Below are 18,649 nucleotides of genomic sequence, written 5' to 3'. Positions count from 1 at the left end.
CCTTAATGGGATCACTATGTCCAAACCTTCCTAAAAAAATAAGAAAATGAATAATGCAAAATACATCATCGGAGTTTACAATGTAGAGGATATGATTTTAATTCCTGGAACAAAATGGATTGTAGGTGGAGGAATTACAGCCTATGGGCCAGGAGCCGAAGATCAAGTGATTACTAAAAATTATCTACACCTTTTTGATTCAGAAACGGAAACGGGTGATAAAGTAGATTCTTACAAGATTGCAATTCGTCCTGATTCTGATATTTATCCTGAAACAAATGCTCCTGATTGGGAAACATTCTCTCCTCACGGAATTAGTTTTGGTAAACAAGAAAACAATAAAATTACATTATATGCTTGTAATCACGGTGGACGTGAATCGGTTGAAGCATTTGAAATAGATTACTCAGGTGATACACCTACTTTTACATGGATTGGTGCCATTGTAGCACAAGAAGATTTTTGGCCAGATGCAGTAGCCTATATTCCTGATGGCGGTTTAGTAGTGACATCAACTCAAAGTCCTCTTCAAGATCCTGAAGAAGCGATTCAAATGCAGTTAAAAGGAGGTCCAGTAGGAAGCACTAGATTATGGTATTCTGGAAAAGGTTGGTCTAATCTTGAAGGTGCTGAAAAGATTTCTACACCTAACGGCGTATTAGTTTCACCTGATGGAAATAGAATTTATGTCGCCGCTTCTACTAATTTTGGTATCTACAGAATCGATAGAAGTAATGAAAAGCCTGTAGTTGATTTTGCTAAAGTAGATGGTATACCTGATAATATTAGATGGTCAGCTGACGGTAAATCAATGTTGGCAGGTGTTCATACAGCAGATCCAATGGTTTTTGCAACAAGCATGGGTGAAGCGATAAAAACAGGTGGTAATATTCCAACACCGTTTAACATTACAAGAATTGATGCTGAAACTATGGAAACTTCAATCGTAGTTCCAAGTGCAATTTATGCCACTATGGGTGGAGGTACAGGAGCCATTGAGGTTGGAAATAGACTTTGGGTGAGTACTACAAAAGCAGATAGAATAGCAATTTTTGATTTGGATTAAATCACCACCAGTTAATTAATTAGCATACATTTCTCTTTATTGAGATTTGTATGCTTTTCATTATATTAAACCTCTTGCTTTTAACTCAAGGTATTTGTTAATAGTATCTACATTCAATTTATCTGGTGTAGTTAATATTGTATGAATACCATTTTGCTGTAATTCTTTTGCTATAAACCTTCTTTCTAAAATATTTTCCTCTTGTAAGGCTTTCCTATAAATATCATCCATACTTTGAGCCTGTTTCTTTAAAGCTTCTTTTATCTCAGTGTCTTCAAAAAGTACAACTACAAGAAGATGTTTTTGTGTTAACCTTTTCAGATAAGGAAGCTTTCTTTTTAGACTTTCTTTGTGAGTAATGTTCGTAAAGAAAAGTAGAAGACTTCTTTGTTTTATTTGTCGGCGTAATAATGTAGTGACTTTCGCAAAGTCAGTTTCTTTGAAACTAGGATTAAGGTTATAAAGTTGTTCTAAAACATTTTTCATTTGACCTGAATTCCTACTTGCTTTCAAGAAATTGCTTGTATTATAATCAAAAGCTGAAACACCAATCAAGTCCTGTTTTACTTGAGCAATATGAAGTAAGATTAAACTTGCATTGATGGAATAATCTAATAAAGTCATACCGTCGAAAGGTAGTTTCATATTTCTACTCATATCTAAAACAGCATAAACCTGTTGTGCTTTTTCATCTTGATAATGATTCACCATCAATTGTTGAGAACGAGCAGTGGCCATCCAATTGATAGTTCTGAAATCATCTCCTGCTACATATTCTTTGATTTGGTCGAATTCTTTTTGTTGACCAACTCTTCGCACCTTTTTTATACCACCATCCATATGTCCAGTATTGAAAGCCATTAGTTCGTACTGCTTCAATTTATTGAAAGAGGGATAAACTTTTACAGATTGGACCGTGCAATTTTGTTTTAGTTTTCTTCTGACTAAACCAAGTTTAGATTTGACAAAAATTATCAAGTCACCAAAGTGGTATTCACCTCTTTCTTTGGGAGTGATTTTATACGTGATATTTTCCTCTTCTGAAGGTTTTAATTGAAATTTAAACTTCAAATCCCTTAATTGAAATGCTATTGGAGCCTCATCAATTAACTCAAGGTCTAAAGTTTGAATACCTTTATTGACAGTATACAGTGAAATTTCATTTTTTTCTCCATTAGACAGTCTCTCAGGTGTTTGTCTATCAGCATATAATTCCTTTTTGATGGAAAAAAGAAGCACAATATCCAATAGTAATAACAACCCAAATAACAGAGAGAGAATCCCTATGAATCCAAATAGAACTGGAAAAAAGTAGGAGATGATAAATAAGAAAATAACTCCACTACCAATTTGATAAAATCGGTCAGCAAAGAAAATTTGTTTATAAAAACGCATAAGCAATTATCTAGGAACTTCTACTGTATGGACAATTTTATCAATGATGCGATCCATACTCTCACCTTCCATTTCTTTTTCTGCTGTCATAATTAAACGGTGTCTTAAAACTGGTTTGATCACATAAGCAATATCGTCTGGAGTAACGAAATCTCTACCTTGTAAACAAGCCCATGCTTTTGAGGCATTCAATAAGGCAACACCTGCACGAGGAGAGGCTCCCAAATAGAGTTCTCCACTCATTCTTGTCTTACGAATCAGTTTCAAGATATAGGCTAATAAATCATCTTTTACGATTACCTTTTTAGCTAAGTCCCTAAATTCTTTTAGCTTCTCTGGGGAAAGTTTAAACTCTTTGTCAATAAGTTCAGAAGGGCTTTGATGCTGATGGTGCATTAGTAATACTTCCAATTCATCTTGTTCTTCTGGATAATCTAAGTCAATTTTGAAAAGAAAACGATCCAATTGAGCTTCAGGTAAAGGATAGGTACCTTCTTGTTCAACAGGGTTTTGTGTGCCAATCACTAAGAAGGGTTCTTCCATAGGGTATCGGCTTCCATCATATGTAATTTGACGTTCTTCCATTACTTCAAAAAGGGAAGCTTGTGTCTTGGCAGGGGCTCTGTTGATTTCATCTGTTAAGATGATATTTCCAAAAACAGGTCCTTTTCTAAATTCGAAGGTGTTGGTCGAAGCATTATAAATATTGGTTCCAATAACATCAGAAGGCATTAAATCCGGAGTGAATTGGATTCTAGAATATTGTCCATCGATCATCACTGCCAACGTTTTAGCCGTTAATGTTTTGGCCACACCTGGTACACCTTCTAATAATACATGTCCATCAGCTAAAATTGCAGTCAATAAAAGGTCAATCGTTTTCTGTTGTCCTTTAATAACCTTGTTGATTCCTTCTCTCAGTTTATTTAAATCTTCAATTAATGCAGATGTATCAATTCTATTTTCGAAGTTATCTATTATATTATCTTCCATATTTATATTTCTTTTGAATAAAAGTCATCTATTAATTCATTTACTTTGATGAAACCACCATCCGTTATTGAGTGTTTGATTTCCCGGTCAAGAGTGATGAATAGTTTCTTTATATTTTCTTCCTTAATTCCTGAACGGAAGGAAAGGAGTTCTAATTCTTCATTGATTTCTTCCTTATTGAGGTTGATATTGTATTTGTTTTTAATGTGATTCAATAAATATCTTTTCCTCTTGATCAAAATATTTTTGTTGTCTTTCTGTCCTAAATAAAGTTGTCCAAGTGTATTCACAAATTTCAAACTATCATTAGATGGGGGAGTAAGTTCGGGAATAGCTCTTTGTTCTCTTTTGATTTCAAAAATAAGATAGATGAAAATGAGAATGAGAAATAATTGAACAGCTTCTCGTAATCCATTTCTCGCTAAAATTACTCTAAGAGTTGATGCATGTCCTTTTCTTCCTAGCGCGTAATATTCAGTTCTTATATAGTTTCCTTTCGGAAGTTCCTTGATGATCTCATTGATTAATTTATTATTATCATCATTTAAAAGAGCGACATTGGTGAGGATTTTTGGTGTACTCAGTAAATATATAGCTCCTAAACCAATTTTCTGTTTCATAAAAATGGCATTCCCATCTTCATTGTAAGCTAAAACTTCAATACTTGTAGAATCATAAATATCAAAAGAATTATTTAGTTCGAATGCCGAAAATTGACCTTCTTTATCATTGATGAATACACTTAATGTATCGAATTCAAACTCATTTTCTTTAAGATTGGGTATATCTTCAATCTGTATACTTGCATAACCATAATTCATTTCAAAGTCCAAAGTATCTTTTAGGTTACGACTAAAGTTCTCAGCAGCCAAAAAAACAGTACCTCCCTTTAACGCTCCCGTGTAAATCGATTTGACGCTTTCTTTATCCAATTCCAAACGGTTATTGATGATCATTAGATGGTTTGAAATGATATCAATGTTAAGTGAGTCGTATATTTCATAGGCTGTCATCCTCGAAGGTTTGATGTTTACTTTCATTACGGAGTCTTTCAACAATTCTGTCAATGCCTTTGTACCGTAAGGATCTTTAGAGTCTGATCGATAATGAGGTCTCCAATTTGTTTTCTCATCTGAAGTAAACGCTAAAAAAAAGTAGAGAATAACAGCAAATACCAAGATGATATATTGTTTATTTTGTTTTTTCATGCTGATCTACTGCTTTTTCAAAATCGTAATACATTGTTTCTAATTGATGTGTTATCGTCTCATTTGCTTCAAATTCTCCATAACAACAGTATTGAAAATAGACTCCGATGGAGTGGAAAGGTTTTTTAATGAGATCTTCCTTTAATTGGAAAAGAATATCATTGTGGTGCTCAACACCTCTAAGATTGATAAATCCTTTTTGGTCTAGTTTATCAATAGCAAGTAGATAATATAACCTCACGGTTTCATGGTAATTGTTTGCCTTAATAGCTTCCTCTAATTGATTCGAAAGAGGAATAATACTGTCGTTGGGAGTGTAAATAGAACTAGATCTTTTATGTTTAATTCTTTGATCTTTTGAGAAGATAATGATGCGGTTTGTTTTTAGTATTAAATAAACGGCCCACATGACTGAGACAATAATAATAATCCATGCTAAATATCTTATAGATGCACCACCAATCTCAAAGTCTTTACCAAAGATTTTATGAAAAAAATCAGACAGCCAATTACTAATCATATCCCATATTGATATATCATATTGGGGGAGTATGTAGGTATATTCGGGATCTTCTTTTAAACGTTTTAGCGTTTCTTTGGAAAATTCTCGCTCTTGAGCAAAGGATAAAAATGATAAAAAAAGAAATGAAATGAGGACAATAAGTTTTCGCATTGCAAAAAATCTTCGTACAAAAAAATCGAAGTGAAAAATAAGCTCTCTTGTTATTTGAAGAACAAGAGAGCAATATCAATTAAGCCATTGATTCAGCTTCTTTTAATAAACTCGTTGCTTCTTTTTGCTCTTTTAAAGAGAAATATAAAACTACGGTACCAATTTGCATGAGAATAGTGAAAATTGGGCTAACTAAACTTGAGAATCCTGAAACAATGATCATTAATGTTGTATAAGAATCAGCTACTTCACTTCCTGAAGCAGTAATTGAAGCTGCTTCAACACCCGTTACAATACCGCCAACAAACCCGAATACATAGTTTACAAGACTAGAAATAAATCCAAAAATAAGTAAGAAACCTAAAGTGGACCACCAATTTCCTTTTACAAGTTTTCTACTTTTATCAAGTGCACCATCCATTGTAGTTTCCTCAAAAATTAATACTGGAACAACAACCGCATAAGCAATAGCAAGATAAATACCTGGAATAATAAACATTAAAGTGGCTAATGAAACAAAGAAGCCTACTATAAAGGTTGTACCAATTATTTTTGGAGTAATGCTTAGTGTTTTTGAACGGATATTTGATACTGTAAACTCTAGCTCTTTATCCAAGTATACTTTCACCATACTTGTAGCCATAGCACTAAGTAATACATAGCCAAACATTGAGAAAATGAATCCAATGTAAAAATAAGGATCAGAATATACTGCTAATGCAGCAGTAGGGCCAGCATTGCCTGCTTTCAAAATACTTGTAGTGGCATAGGCTGAAAAACCTCCTCCAATTAAGAAAAACGGAGTAGCTAGCGTTAAAACTGAAATCAGGATTGTTTTAAAGTTTTTGGCCCAAAAAGAAAAAGTAAACTCGATTTTTTCTCCAAGACTTCTTACTTGGTTAAATTGAAACGTTTGCATAAGCACGATAAGATTTAGTAATGATATGTAAAAAAATATATAAACAGTTTCTTATAGAATACATAATAAAAATGTCACCTTCCAATGTGATTAAATTGAAAGAGCAACTTATTTTTTAGCAGTCTTTAATAGTTTTGCTTTATAAACTCTGTTTGCGTAGTAAAAATAATAAAAAAGTATAAAGCTGAAAGAACTTAAGATAAAAAATAAACGAACAGCCAATGGCCAATCGACTTGTCGAGTCACAAAACCTTCTAGAAAACCCGCCAGGAAAAAAATCGGTACTAAACCAATAATAATTTTTAATCCACTCTTTGTTCCGTCTTTCAAACTATCAATCCTCTTTTTGTGTTTTGGAAAGAAAAAGGAATTACCCAAAATGAAACCAGCTCCACCTGCGAATACAATAGCTGTAATTTCCAATGTTCCGTGTGTCCAGATACTTAATAGAGATTCCCCTAAAACACCTTTTTCATAAAAGAAATATTGAAAAGAACCGAGCATTATTCCATTTCGAAACAAAAGGACACCTGTACCAAAACTAGAGAATATGCCTAAGGCAAAAGCAAAAAATGATACTTTTACATTATTTATAGTAATCAAGTAAAACATTTTTAAATGACTTCCCGAAGCATACACATCCATGGGTTTTCCTTTTGCAATATTCTCTAAAGTCATATTTACATAGCCATCGCCAAGAATAAGCCTTACGAATTCCCCATCATGATACGCTGAAAAAACGCCTATAAGGGTACTCACTGCAAATACTAGAAAAGCATAGAAAAGTTGCTTTCTATTATTGGCCATTTCAAAGGGGACTTCATACAACCAAAAATCTTTAATCCTTGATGTTTTCTCTTTCTTCGTAGAATAGATTTTTTTGTGATACTTTACTGAAAGTGAATTCAGGTAAAATGTCACATCGCTTTCAGGATAAAAAGTTTGGGCATAAGATAAATCATCACTTAATGATTTATAATACGAGGCGAGTTGGTCAGGAGAAACAGTTGTTTTGGTGATTTCTCTCTCAATAGTTTGCCATTTTTCCTGATTTTTCAGAATAAATATAGGTTCTTTCATAAAAAATTGCTTTGTTAACACAATATATCACAATTTTTTATCTGAGAAAAATGTCATCAATTTCTTTCCAAAACAGCCAAAACGTAAACCTTCAATTCCAAAAGGCACTTATAACTACAAGGATAGCGGCATTCTTAATTGATATACTGTTGTTATCCAGTATTTTACTATTTCCAATTTTAATCTTTAAAGAGTTGGATTTATTCATTGTCATTACAATCTGGGTTGCCATCATGTCCTTCGTCATATTAGTTTACAACTTACTTTGTGAAATATTTTTCGAGGGTCAATCTCTAGGTAAAAGAGCAATGAAAATCCGAGTTGTATCTATGGATGGAGAGTCCGTAAAACTATCACAATTTTTTATTCGTTGGATTTTCCGTTTTGTAGATATCCTTTTGATGCAAGGTGCTGTTGCTGTTTTTACAATACTCATAAGAGGTAAAGGACAACGTCTAGGAGATATATTGGCAGGGACAATGGTTATTTCTGAGAGAAGGAAAGTAGAAGCTTTTAATTTCTCAATACCTGAATTTGCTGAAGATTATGCTCCTATGTTCCTTCATGCTGATGCCATCAACGATCAACAACTAAATGTAATCAAAAAGACATTGAAATTTAAAGGATCTGAAGAACATGAAGAGGTAGTTCATACCATTGCTAATAAACTGAAAGAGCAATTGTCGGTAGAGAGTTCATTAGAAGATATTGATTTTATAGAACAACTTTTAAATGACTATTACTTTCTGACTTTGCAATCACAAAAAGATCTAAATTTTTAAATTGATACAAGTATGAACTTTGAGAACCTTTTGAATGATAGAATCAGAAATAAACCTTTAAAGGGTAAGCTCAATGTTCATACTTTTTTAGAGCACTTTTCAATTATTTCTTATAAGGTTGAATTATATAAAATTGCTCCTTTCATTCCAGAACCATTTGAATTGTGGACTTATGAAAACAAAGGGAAAACTTATGCATTAATAAGTGCAGTAACGTTTAAAGACAAAGATTTTCAATTTCATAATTTTATACCCCAACCTAAATTTTCATTTTATCAAACTAACTTTAGAACCTATATTATCAATAAGGAAACCAATGAGCATTGTGCATGGTTTTTTGGGACAAACTTAGGTTCTATCACTCATTTGATTCCCAAACACCTTTGGGGAATGCCGTGGGATCAAGCAAAATATACCTGTGATTTTAAATTTGAGAATGAGGTTTATAAAAACTATTCTGTTTCTTTTCATTCAGCAACTGGCAGAGGGCTTGTAGATATTGTTGGGAGTAAAGATAATATGCAACTCTTAGAGGGGTTTGAAACTTTAAAACAACAATTATTCATCCTTACTCATCCCGTAAAAGGCTATTATGATAAAGTAGGAAATCAAATTGGTACCTATGAAATTTGGCACCCTGAAATGCTTCTAAAACAAGGGAGTTCTCAAAATACATATTTTGAATTTTTCGAAAAACTTGGTTTTCTTTCCAAAGAAGAAATGCAACAACCGCATTCAGTCTTAATTACCCCTTCAATTGAATTTGAAGTACTATTACCTCCTAAAAATTATAAATGATGATATACATCTTGGTGATGCAGTGATAAGTGTCATGATAAGTGTTGTCTATATTTTGTTATTTTGAATCAATCTAAATAATATTCTAATTCTCTCTATGTGCTGCTTCATTCAATCAAGAAACATCAACCATAGTTGAATTTAGATGTGAAAACTTATCATTAATTTTATCAGAAACCATGAAAACATCTTCTCTATTTGACAATTTAGAGTTCAATGAATCTAAACCTTTAATTACTGTCCTTTTTGAAACTAATTTCACGAAAGAAATTAGAATCGCTATGGCTCAGGGAACAGTGATGAAAGAACACAAAACATCTTTTCCAATTGTTGTAGAAATGGTTGACGGAAATGTTGACTTTGGCGTAGAACAGAGAAACTTACAATTGAAGAAAGGAGATATACTTGCATTAGAAAGCAATGTTCCTCACGATTTAAAAGCTACAGAAGACAGTGTTATCAGACTGACATTAACAAAATATGACTCTTCTGAAAGGGTAGAAGGAGTAGCGAAAAAATAGTAGATTTAATTTCAATAAATTCGATATTTAAGCTTTTGCTGGGTTGATGATAGAGTCTTTTAGGTTCTTGATTCATCCCTTTTTTTGTTAAGTTTGTGATGTGTTTTTTAATCTTACTAAAGCTAAATTAATAATGAACAAACTCATTACTATGGTTTTCATTTTGATGGTTTCCATCTCCTGCAAAACCAAAACGAAACAAGATCAAGTGAAGGAAACTGTTTTCGAGAAAAGAAGTGATCTTCAGCTAATTCTCGACTCCGCCCAACTAGATGGTGCAATACTAATCTATGATCAAGAAAAAGACACCTACTATTCTAACAATTTTGAGTGGTCTAAAAAAGGGTTTCTGCCTGCTTCAACTTTCAAAATTCCCAACTCCATTATTGCATTAGAAACTGGAGTGGTTAAAAATGACAGTACTTTGATGAAATGGGATGGCATTGAACGAAATTTTAAAATTTGGAATCAGGATTTAATTTTCAAAAAAGCATTTCAATATTCATGTGTTCCTTGTTATCAGGAAGTAGCAAGAAAAATTGGTGTGGATCAAATGAAATCTTACTTGAAGAAATTGAAGTATGATGGGATGGTATTTGATTCTGCTTCCATTGATACTTTCTGGCTGGTGGGAGCGTCAAGTATAAGTCCTTTTTCTGAGATTGATTTCCTAAAGCGATTGTATGGATCAAAACTTCCGATCCAAAAGAGAACTGAAGCTATCATTAAGAAAATGATGTTGATAGAAACCAAAGATCAATATAAGCTAAGTGGTAAAACAGGCTGGGCCAGTAATGGAGATGATAACAATGGGTGGTTTGTAGGTTTTCTTGAACTTTCTGACAATACTATTTTCTTTGCAACCAACATTGAACCTACAGAAAGCTTTGATATGAAAAACTTTCCAAAAGCAAGAAAAGCAGTGACAATGAAAGTATTAAATACTTTAAATTACCTGTAAAGACTTCTCTCTCTTCAATCATTAAACTAAAAATTAGAACAAAACTATTTCCAAGAAAATTGTATATTAGATCAACTCAAATTTTTATTAATTACATTTCTCAAAAACTACTATGTACACTAAACGGATCTACTCAGTTTCCATTATGGTAAAATGGACCAGAAGGTATATCTATCAATTTATCATTTTAGCGATTTTACCGGTCTTTATGTATGAGGTTTTAGGCTTCAAGTGGCTGAAATTACCTTGGTTGCCTATTGGCTTGGTCGGTACAGCATTAGCCTTTGTGATTGGTTTTAAAAATAACGCTTCTTACGGACGCTTATGGGAAGCAAGAAAAATCTATGGTGGTATAGTAAATGCCTCTCGATTATTAGCAACCATGGTCAATGATTTTATTACAAATGAGCATGCAAAAAGAGAAAGAACGGAAGAGGAGTTTTTCGAAATTAAGAAAGAAATTATTCATCGACATGTAGCTTGGATGACTTGTCTTCGATATGCTTTACGAACAAAAAAATCATGGGAAACTTCCGCTATCAATAAATCAGATAAGGAGTATATGAATGCCATGCAAATTGTGGAATATGAAAATACTTTAGAAGACGAGTTAGAAGGATACGTTACGAAGGAAGAAAAAGAATACATTCTTGATTTTGGAAATAAACAAAATGCATGTCTGACTTTACAATCTAAACATTTCCGTGAATTACAACTTAGCGGATTGATAGAAGATTTTAGGCATATGGAATTTAAAAATATGATTGCGGAATTATTTGCATTGCAAGGTAAAGCGGAACGAATTAAGAACTTTCCCTATCCTCGTCAGTTTGCAACTCTGAATTTATATTTTGTATGGATTTTTGTGATTTTTCTTCCATTTGGTTTAATGAGTGAGTTTGATAAAATTGGTCACGTGTTATTAAGTCAGAATGTGCTAGATCCAAGGTTCCTATTTATTGCTGATAACTTTGTATGGTTATCAATTCCAACAAGTGTAGTGATCTCATGGATATTTTTCACCATGGAAAGAGTCGGAGATGTTTCAGAAAACCCTTTCGAAGGTATTGGTAATGATGTCCCAATTTCAACAATGTCAAGAGGGATAGAAATTGATATTAGACAAATGATTGGTGAAGATAAAGCATCACTTCCGGCACCACTTCCACAAATTAATGATACGCAGATGTAAGTCTTGAAATATGAAATTTATAACACCATCTATACTACTATTATTTCTTTTGCAAAGTTGTTCCCCCTCAGAGGAGACATGGACAAAAGAAGAGATTTTGAATAATGTTTCAGAACATAATTATTCGGGAACGGGCTACAGAGACTTTGAAGGCAAAGTCATCAATTATGATTATGTTGATTTTGGCAGTTTTCGGTTAGCCGTATACGATAATAAAATTAAGTGGAAAGGTTATGGTGGTTATTTCGATGGTATTGTTGCTCTAGTAGAACCTCAAATCTCTAAAGTTTCAGAAGGAGTTTATTTTATGTCTTGGGTTTTCGAATCTGGAGGAGGAGATAACGTATGTGTAAATTTTAATACTAAAAAAGTATATGCACACCTCCATCAACCCGAATCAGATATGCCAGAAGATTTTGAATTGATATATGGGGAAATAACATGTGGTCCATCTAAAGATTGTGCATTTCCTGATGGTGAACCAATGGGACAGCTTTCAACAATTTGGTCTATTTTTAAGAATATCATGAAATATGATCTTCCTTTTTTGGGAGAAACAGAACGTCCATTGATTCAGGAAAACAAATTGGCTCAAAAAGAATTAACGGGTAAAAAAATAAAATATACAATTGACAATACTTCGATCACTATTGAAATTAAAAACGAAGTTACTCAAGTGACATATCAAGGAGAAGAAACTCAAAACTTTTTGACGTATGTAACAAAAGTTGGTCCTGGGATCTACTTCATATCATGGATGGGGAACCGAAAAGCGAGTGATCACATCGTCTTTAATCAAAATGAAATGATCGTTTTTGATCACATTTCAAGAAATGGAGAACATCGAGAGTCTGTATATGATGTAGATTGCTTTGGTGAAAACTACAATTAGTTTAACAATTGTAAATAAAGCTTGGAATTAAATTCCATTGGGTACATTTGTCTTGAGTTTAACTACATTATCACGACTACGTTTGCATAACTTTATATGATCTCAATTAAAAAAAGACGACAATTGGTGCAGGTTATTCCGTTTACAGTAATTTCACTGTTATTTGGCTTAATTTACACATTCCTTGAACATGGTATTCTAGGAGATACAGCGACATATCCAACAACAGGCAATCCTTATAATTTTAACCCTGTTTCCTCTGCATTTTTAACTTTAACAGGAGGAACTTTAATGGGACTATTGGAAGTGTTTTGTCTTAACAAACTATTTCATTACAAGAGTTTTTCAAAGAAGTTAATCATAAAAACATTGATCTATATTTTGATCATTGCTGTACTTGTTTTTATAATGACAGATTTGGGACATGCTATTGAAATGGAAGAAAGTCCATTTAATCCAAAGGTGATAGGTTATGCGATGAATTTCTTGATGAGCTTTGCTTTTATTTCTATGGAAGTCTATATGGCTCTAGGGATCGTAATATGTTTGTTTTATACAGAAGTTAGTGATAACATTGGACAAGAAGTATTGATCAATTTCTTTCTAGGTAAGTACCATAGCCCAACTGAAGAACATCGTGTTTTTATGTTTTTGGATATGAAAGACTCTACAGCGATTGCGGAACGATTAGGACATACCAAATACTTTGATATGTTGAGAGAGTATTATGCTGATCTATCTAACTCCATCTTGAATTACAGTGGACATATTTATCAATATGTAGGTGATGAAGTAGTAGTGACTTGGACAATGGAAAATGGTTTAGAGAAAAACAATTGTCTGAACTGTTTTTATGACATGAAAAAGTCCTTGGAAGAACAAGCGGAAAAGTATCAAGAAAGATTTGGCGTAGCACCTACTTTTAAAGCAGGAATACATTTAGGAAAGGTAACCACTGGAGAAATAGGTGTGACTAAAAAGGATATTATTTTCTCAGGCGATGTATTAAATACAACCGCAAGAATACAAAGTTTATGTAATTCTTATAAGACTGATCTTCTCATTTCTGAGCGGTTGTTGGAATTCCTTAAAGTAGAAAACTATTTTACAACAACTGATATTGGTACTGTCGAATTGAGAGGTAGAAATGAAAAAGTAAATCTCTTCTCAGTAAAACAAATTGCATAAAACTAAACTCATTTTCTAACAAACTATCTCTTAATGAACATAGATCAGCTTCGACTAAAAGAAGATATTATTCCGCTTTATGACGATGAACAAAATCATAAAGTTACGCCTTACATTCATGACTTCATACTTCATAAATGTTCAAAAGAAGAGCTTTTACTACGTCAATCCATCATCCAAAATCTTCTTGATCATCAGGAGGTAATTCATAGCTATAAATACAATAAACTCTATTATGGAGAAGCTCTAATAGTAAGTGAAGAGATTAATAAATCTTCATTTGTGACCTCAAAGAATTATATTTTCTTTTCTAAAAAAGAAGTCGAACATAGTAAAATTTCAAGATTAACGGCAAGTGCAATTTTCTTTAAAGAGCTAGAGCTTTTAATTCAAGGTTTATTGGATATAGCGAAAGTAGCTGAATTGAGAGTTTTATTATCTCTGCTATTAGAAGCCCTTTAGTCACTAAATGTCTATTCTAATTCTGTACTTACTCAGCAGGAATTAATGAAGTACATTGAAACCCTTCAAATTATAAATTTTAAGCGTTTCTGGGATATTCTTTTTCAGGTAGAATGTTTTATCTCTATCACAAGGTGTTCTCTAAAAAAAGGGTTTTGTTTACCTGTAATTTACGAGGGTTGTATCCATTTAGAAAAAGCTTATTTTCCGTTAATCAATAATGTTGTCAAATATGACATTACATTTGATAATAGTTTGAATATACTTAATGGTCCTAATATGGGAGGTAAATCGACTTTCTTAAAAACCATTACATTATGTTGTTACTTAGGGAATATTGGTGTTCCAATTCCATCTTCAAAAGCGGAAATTCCTTTTTTTGAATCCTTCAATGTGAATTTTAATACCAAGGATAATTACAAAAATGGGACTAGTCATTTTATGAACGAAGTCATCTCGATAAAAGAATTTATCCTTTCAAGTAAGTCTTCAGGTTCAGTTTTTGGTTGCTTTGATGAATTGTTCAATACTACAAATCCAGAAGAAGCACTTCGATTGATCTCTTATTTGTTTTCTAACTTAAAATTGAATTCTCCTTCATTTTTCATTATTTCTACTCATTTAGATATTGAAATATTTAAAGACAGAGAAGAGATAGGATTTTTTCATCCATCCACGAAATTAAACGGAAATAAAATTCAATTTGATTATAGTATCACGAAGGGAATATCAAAATTGAAACTAGGAGAGAAGCTATTTCAAGATGCTGGAATAATGGATATCATTTAATATGAAAAGAAAAAATGTCACACCTACTTTTAAACTAGATGTGACATTTTAGTATTAATAGTGTTTGACTCTATTCCTTACTTCATCTTTCTTACCATTGTTAAATACTTTATGGTAAGCACCAGTGATATATCCTGTTACCCTACGAAGCGTAATAATATCTTTTGAGCCACATTTTTTACATTTCAAATCATCAAATAAACCCTCGTGATTACAACTCAAACACCTATCTTTTTGAATGTTCGTTGCGAAATAATAAACTCCTTCTTCCATAGCTCCCTCCACAAGGTTTTTATAAAGGTGAGGCGTTTTTGAAATCTCAGACCGCAATTCTACATAAGTAATAGAACCTCCTGTACAATGTTGATGATACGGAGCCTCAATGGCAATTTTATCGACATAATTGATTTCATGCCAAACCGGAACGTGATAAGAGTTTGTGATGAATTCTTTGTCGAAAATTCCTTTTACTCTGCCATATTGTTCCTGTAGTTTCTTAGCAAAAGTATGGCAAAGGCTTTCTGCAGGAGTGGCATAAAGAGAGATATTCAATCTTCTTCTTTCACTTTCCACATCACAAAATTGATGTAAATCACTGATTAATTTTAGAGCTTTTGCCTGAGATGTTTCACTTTCACCATGATGTTTTCCCTCTAGAATTAATAGTGCTTCAGCAAGACCAATAAACCCTAAAGCAAGGGTGCCCGAATACAGAACTTCACCAATCTTAGCCTTTTCATTGTATTCTTGTTCATGCTTCCATATCTTATTTTTATACATAAAAGGAGCCGAACCCATTAATTGTTTTCTTTGCCAACGTAGACGACATTCCATCATGTCAATCCCCATATAGGCCATTTCCATAACCATTTTAGAAAATTCTTCCCACGATGAAGTCTCCATAGCATACTTTGGTAAATTCATGGTAACTGGAGAAAGATTACCTCTCCCTGATTTTCCATTACTACCATGTAGGTTTTTACCTAAGCGTGTCCTACAACCCATGGTGGCAGGGATGAGATCAGGAACAATATTTCCCTTTTTATCCATGATATCGTATACCTCTTGATGTGTGTTGACATAGTTTGGGTAAACTCTTTGAATAGAACATTCATTGGCTCTACGGAAAAGGTCTTCATTGATAATCTTACCTCCCTCTTTACGGTATTGCCAAATTTGTATTGGGAAGATAGGCGTTGTTTTTTGTTCACCAATACCTTCCATCGTTGCTTCAAGAAGACACTCAATAAATAAACGACCTTCTTTTGATGTGTCACAACCGTAATTGATAGAAACGAATGGCAATTGATTACCAGCTCTACTTTCTAAATGATTTAGATTATGAAGAAATGCTTCACAAGCTTGTTTTGTTTCTTCAGTAGTTTGTTCCCAAGCATACTTTTCTTCGTTAGGAATGGAGTAGCGATTCGCAACTTTGATATGTTTCTCATAACTCTTTCTGATAAAAGTAGCCATATGAAAATCAAAAGCATTGATGGCAATACCGCCAAATTGTGCATTACTTTGACACTGTAAAACAACTGCTGTCACTTGTAAAGCCGAACGAATACTTTGTGGAGGACGCATGGTACCATTGGTCGTGAAGATAGGTCTACTTAAAATATCACCAATATCAATAAACATACAGTTTTGCATTCCCACTGCATACGAACTGAAGTCATGAATATAAATCCAACCTTCTTCGTGCATCTTTAAATGTTTTTCTGGAAGGAGATATGATTTAGCATATTCTTTAGAAATCTCTCCTGACATCCTTGTCAGCTTAGCGGTAAAAACACCCTCTGGCATGTTGGCGTTCTCATTTTCTACATTGGTGAGGTTGATGGCCTCATTGGCGAATTTTAATAGTTTACTATCTTGAAAGTTTACCATGTCTTTTGAGTATAAAATGAACAAAACACAAGGCGCGTTGATTGGAAGTGCAAAACAATAGGCACATAACGATCCTATCGTTGATGTAGACACTTTAACTCGAAGTCTCTTCATAACTACTGCTTGGTAGGTCTTCTGACTTATCTCTGAAAAATCTACCTTCTCGCTTTGTAGCAATGGCTATCAGATTTTCATTAGAAAGATTTACAGCTGCGAGTACAGTTTCAGCTTTTAACTGAATTCCCTATTATTCCACTTAGGCACCATGCACAACAAATTTGTGCGTTCTTTCCTTTAAAAGTATTGATGACAATCACTGAAAAAATATTGCAAATTATAAGCGCTTGAAAATGAACTTTTGAGCGTGACAAGATTTTGTAAAACCCACATTAAAAATTGTGAAGTAGATTTGAAGTAGTCAAATGACTATAAGGTGACGAATGCCGTATAAATTGCTTTTCCGTTGTATCCACGACTAAATATATTTGAGTTTTAATTTAAAAGCGGACAGAATTTCAATTAGTATGAAGCAACTATTATTTATCATCATTTTTTTATGCATCAATAATTTTCTACTTGCTCAAGATGAAAAATTCACTTTTGGTATCGGTACGGGTTTAGAAGTATATACTGGAAATATTGATGATATCAGTATTGGCGGAGTAGGAGTCAGTTTGAATATCAATTTTTACTATAATCACACTTCACATTGGTCATTCGGTTTTGAACGAAATGGAAGTATAAGCATGCAATTTTTAACTCGAAAACAAGAAGAAGATTATTTGGTTTTTTTACCTTTTGATGCGATCGTACTATCAAATGTTGTTGATTACACTCTTAAAGCAAAATATTATATAGGAAAGAGTAAAATTCGTCCTCATGTAGGCTTGGGCATAGGATATTATAGGACAAAGAGTGCTTTGCGTTCTGATGATGACATGGGGCCAAGTATAGAAGTTCCACTAAAAAGGTATGAAGCCATAGGTTTATCTCCAGAATTAGGGATCAATTTTGGCTTATTTCAGTTGGCATTTATTTCAGATATTATTCCGGGTACAGTAATTGATTACAATGATGAATCCTATCTTTTTAATTTATCAGTGAGAGCAATCTTTAATATAGATGTTCAGAATAAGGATGGGTCGAAAAAGAGATAAGAGAAATTTATAAGGGAAGAAATGAAATTAGTGCTACTTAGTATTTTTTTATTGATACAATTATTTTTTGTAAACCAACAAGAGATATCAAGAAATGAAAAACAGAAGCTATTTTTAATTATAAATGCTCAATATTTTAAAGGAAATAATGATACTTTAAAAATATATCATCAGCGTAATCTATCATCTCCTGCTGTAAAGATGACAAATGAAAAGATTATTTTTTATAAAGATACATGTAGTTACAATAGGAATTATTGTAGGTATTTTAATGAGAAAGATGTAGTTCAATTTCTTGAGTATAATATTTTCTATTTTAAGCGAGCTAAAGAAATAAAGGATGGTTATTTGGTGAGTGTAGGTGATGATATTTATATGATCCCTCATCAAAATGGAGTTTATACAGAAAGTATACAAAAGCACATTCAAGGTTGTATCATTACACCAAAACCAAATGTATCACTAAAGCAATCGCCAAATACCACTTCTGCAGATGTTAGAGTAAGTAAAGAAAATATCTATTTTGTAGTTAAGGTTTTAAACGATTGGGTTTTATTGGAGACCCCTGAAGAGTTTGAAATAAAAGAAAGAGGATGGGTAAAGTATAGTTACCCCATCAAAATGGACTGCAATCAAAATTAATAATTAAGTAAATTGCAGTATTATGAAAAGTAAAAGAA

19 protein-coding genes and 1 riboswitch are annotated in these 18,649 nt (G+C 32.9%); of the genes, 12 read left to right on the top strand and 7 right to left on the bottom strand.

Going from position 1 to position 18,649, the window contains the following annotated elements; all coding sequences use genetic code 11:
• Positions 1-46: 46 nt before the first annotated feature.
• Complete coding sequence (locus IC221_RS16310; protein ID WP_188169995.1) at positions 47-1,066, top strand: SMP-30/gluconolactonase/LRE family protein; 1,020 nt, start codon at positions 47-49, stop codon at positions 1,064-1,066.
• A 60-nt stretch (positions 1,067-1,126) separates the two neighbouring features.
• On the opposite strand, the gene IC221_RS16305 is transcribed toward IC221_RS16310, so the two are convergent.
• From IC221_RS16305 to IC221_RS16280, 6 genes are all read right to left on the bottom strand, one after another.
• Positions 1,127-2,461 (bottom strand): DUF58 domain-containing protein, encoded by a 1,335-nt coding sequence (locus IC221_RS16305; protein WP_188169994.1) that lies wholly within the window; start codon positions 2,459-2,461, stop codon positions 1,127-1,129.
• A gap of 6 nt (positions 2,462-2,467) precedes the next feature.
• Complete coding sequence (locus IC221_RS16300) at positions 2,468-3,454, bottom strand: MoxR family ATPase (protein WP_188169993.1); 987 nt, start codon at positions 3,452-3,454, stop codon at positions 2,468-2,470.
• A gap of 2 nt (positions 3,455-3,456) precedes the next feature.
• The gene (locus IC221_RS16295) at positions 3,457-4,662 is read right to left on the bottom strand and encodes a DUF4350 domain-containing protein (RefSeq protein ID WP_188169992.1); all 1,206 of its coding nucleotides are present in this window, start codon (positions 4,660-4,662) and stop codon (positions 3,457-3,459) included.
• Complete coding sequence (locus IC221_RS16290; RefSeq protein ID WP_188169991.1) at positions 4,646-5,335, bottom strand: hypothetical protein; 690 nt, start codon at positions 5,333-5,335, stop codon at positions 4,646-4,648. Before IC221_RS16290 ends, IC221_RS16295 begins: the two co-directional genes overlap by 17 nt.
• A gap of 79 nt (positions 5,336-5,414) precedes the next feature.
• The gene (locus tag IC221_RS16285; protein ID WP_188169990.1) at positions 5,415-6,254 is read right to left on the bottom strand and encodes a glycerophosphoryl diester phosphodiesterase membrane domain-containing protein; all 840 of its coding nucleotides are present in this window, start codon (positions 6,252-6,254) and stop codon (positions 5,415-5,417) included.
• A 108-nt stretch (positions 6,255-6,362) separates the two neighbouring features.
• Entirely contained in the window at positions 6,363-7,334 is a 972-nt protein-coding gene (locus IC221_RS16280; protein ID WP_188169989.1) for a stage II sporulation protein M, read from the bottom strand.
• 50 nt (positions 7,335-7,384) lie between these two features.
• On the opposite strand from IC221_RS16280, the gene IC221_RS16275 reads away from it, so the two are divergent.
• The 9 genes from IC221_RS16275 (at position 7,385) to IC221_RS16235 (ending at position 14,919) form a co-directional block, all read left to right on the top strand.
• Entirely contained in the window at positions 7,385-8,116 is a 732-nt protein-coding gene (locus IC221_RS16275; RefSeq protein WP_188169988.1) for an RDD family protein, read from the top strand.
• Between the two features lie 12 nt (positions 8,117-8,128).
• Entirely contained in the window at positions 8,129-8,914 is a 786-nt protein-coding gene (locus IC221_RS16270; protein WP_188169987.1) for a DUF2071 domain-containing protein, read from the top strand.
• A 179-nt stretch (positions 8,915-9,093) separates the two neighbouring features.
• Positions 9,094-9,435 (top strand): AraC family ligand binding domain-containing protein, encoded by a 342-nt coding sequence (locus IC221_RS16265; RefSeq protein ID WP_188169986.1) that lies wholly within the window; start codon positions 9,094-9,096, stop codon positions 9,433-9,435.
• A 133-nt stretch (positions 9,436-9,568) separates the two neighbouring features.
• On the top strand, positions 9,569-10,396 hold the full coding sequence (gene blaOXA, locus IC221_RS16260) for a class D beta-lactamase (RefSeq protein WP_188169985.1): 828 nt from the start codon (positions 9,569-9,571) through the stop codon (positions 10,394-10,396).
• Positions 10,397-10,508: 112 nt separating this feature from the next.
• Entirely contained in the window at positions 10,509-11,588 is a 1,080-nt protein-coding gene (locus tag IC221_RS16255; RefSeq protein ID WP_188169984.1) for a bestrophin family protein, read from the top strand.
• Positions 11,589-11,598: 10 nt separating this feature from the next.
• A complete protein-coding gene (locus tag IC221_RS16250; protein ID WP_188169983.1) occupies positions 11,599-12,480 on the top strand; it encodes a hypothetical protein in 882 nt (293 codons plus the stop codon).
• A 96-nt stretch (positions 12,481-12,576) separates the two neighbouring features.
• Complete coding sequence (locus IC221_RS16245; RefSeq protein WP_188169982.1) at positions 12,577-13,668, top strand: adenylate/guanylate cyclase domain-containing protein; 1,092 nt, start codon at positions 12,577-12,579, stop codon at positions 13,666-13,668.
• Positions 13,669-13,701: 33 nt separating this feature from the next.
• Positions 13,702-14,130, top strand: coding sequence for a hypothetical protein (locus IC221_RS16240; RefSeq protein ID WP_188169981.1), 429 nt, complete (start codon positions 13,702-13,704; stop codon positions 14,128-14,130).
• Positions 14,131-14,385: 255 nt separating this feature from the next.
• Positions 14,386-14,919 carry a hypothetical protein gene (locus tag IC221_RS16235; protein ID WP_188169980.1) on the top strand — a complete coding sequence of 178 codons (534 nt, stop codon included), beginning with the start codon at positions 14,386-14,388 and terminating at the stop codon, positions 14,917-14,919.
• 54 nt (positions 14,920-14,973) lie between these two features.
• Here IC221_RS16235 and nrdD read toward each other — a convergent pair whose 3' ends face one another.
• The gene (gene nrdD / locus IC221_RS16230; RefSeq protein ID WP_188169979.1) at positions 14,974-16,812 is read right to left on the bottom strand and encodes an anaerobic ribonucleoside-triphosphate reductase; all 1,839 of its coding nucleotides are present in this window, start codon (positions 16,810-16,812) and stop codon (positions 14,974-14,976) included.
• 107 nt (positions 16,813-16,919) lie between these two features.
• Positions 16,920-17,095, bottom strand: a riboswitch (cobalamin riboswitch).
• Between the two features lie 241 nt (positions 17,096-17,336).
• On the opposite strand from nrdD, the gene IC221_RS16225 reads away from it, so the two are divergent.
• Both IC221_RS16225 and IC221_RS16220 read left to right on the top strand, forming a co-directional pair.
• Entirely contained in the window at positions 17,337-17,969 is a 633-nt protein-coding gene (locus IC221_RS16225) for a hypothetical protein (RefSeq protein WP_188169978.1), read from the top strand.
• A gap of 21 nt (positions 17,970-17,990) precedes the next feature.
• Positions 17,991-18,611 (top strand): hypothetical protein, encoded by a 621-nt coding sequence (locus IC221_RS16220; RefSeq protein ID WP_188169977.1) that lies wholly within the window; start codon positions 17,991-17,993, stop codon positions 18,609-18,611.
• Positions 18,612-18,649 lie beyond the last annotated feature (38 nt).

The organism is Flammeovirga sp. EKP202 (assembly GCF_014534745.1).
In the GTDB taxonomy this organism is placed as follows: domain Bacteria; phylum Bacteroidota; class Bacteroidia; order Cytophagales; family Flammeovirgaceae; genus Flammeovirga.
This window is presented reverse-complemented; position numbering and strand designations above follow the sequence as displayed.